Raw genomic sequence first — 1,116 nt, 5'->3', positions numbered from 1 at the left:
TCTTCTGGAGAATGTTTAGCGCCTGTCTGCTCTCTTTCTGCTTCTTCTCGATATACTTCTGGATATTGTCGACCGCGGTTTTTACTGCCGCGAGATTGTAGCGGATGAAATACGTGAGATCGTTCTCATCGCTCTCGGTATACTGGTATGCCAGTTTATACTGCCCCTTCGTGTCTTTTATCGCTCTGGATACCGCCATATATTCGAACAGCCAGTAGTCCTTCCGCAGCATATACCAGTAAAAAATACTCCGTGCAGTCCGACCATTTCCGTCATTGAACGGATGTATGTATCCTAACAGGAAATGCAGGATGATGCCTTTGATCACGGGGTGGATGAATTGCCCGTCGTCATTATTCGCAAATGCACAGAGTTCCTCGATGAGTCCTTCGATCGACGTGAAATCGGGAGGCGTGTGCAGGACATTGCCCCGCATATCAAAGACCCTGATCTCGTTGTTATCCCTGAATCTCCCTTCGTCGTTCGGATCTTCGAGCGTATCCCGGGTGATGGTCTTGTGGATCTCTAAGATCAATTCCGGGGTCAGATCTTCGTCTTTTGCCTGAGTGATCCTCTTCATCGTGATGTAGTTATTCAGGATCATCCTCTCGTCTTTCGTGGCGGGCTTCCTCTGTTCACGGAGCATCTTTTTTGCAATCGTCCTCGTGACTGCGGCTCCCTCGATCTGGCTCGACGCAATCGCCTCTTCCATCAGAGAATTGATGATAAACTGGTCCCGATCGTGGGGCAGCGAATCGAGACCGGATGAGATGCTTCCCGCTGCCGATTTGTCAAGGAAATGAAGTTTTTCGAGAAACGCATCCAGGAGATTATATTTCAACTGGAGATCATCGAGCATCACATATTTCATATCCTTCTTTCTGAAGGTCTTCATCAGTATCCAGACATAGAGGGGATCTACCGGAAGATCGCGCCGTTTCAACTCATCCCAGTGCAGATATTTTTGGTTGTATTTGAAAACTGCGTCGATTACATCTCCGCTATCCGCATACTCCCAGGCCATTTTAACGTCTGCCGGAGAGTATTCTGGGGTGTGAGGGAGCTTCATGCTTAAATTTCATCTATTGCTTCGATCCTTCTTATCATTATCTATCA

General features: G+C 47.6%; 1 protein-coding gene. It reads right to left on the bottom strand.

Features of this window, described 5'->3' with window-relative positions; genetic code table 11:
* A partial coding sequence (locus EI28_RS12895; protein ID WP_048115464.1) for a Fic family protein occupies window positions 1–1,069 on the bottom strand: 1,069 nt, incomplete at its 3' end.
* Window positions 1,070–1,116: the final 47 nt, after the last annotated feature.

Origin of the sequence: Methanoculleus sp. MH98A, assembly GCF_000691865.1 — an archaeon.
Taxonomy (GTDB): Archaea; Halobacteriota; Methanomicrobia; order Methanomicrobiales; family Methanoculleaceae; genus Methanoculleus.
The sequence above is the reverse complement of the archived record's forward strand: the minus strand, read 5'-3'. Positions and strand labels throughout refer to the sequence as shown.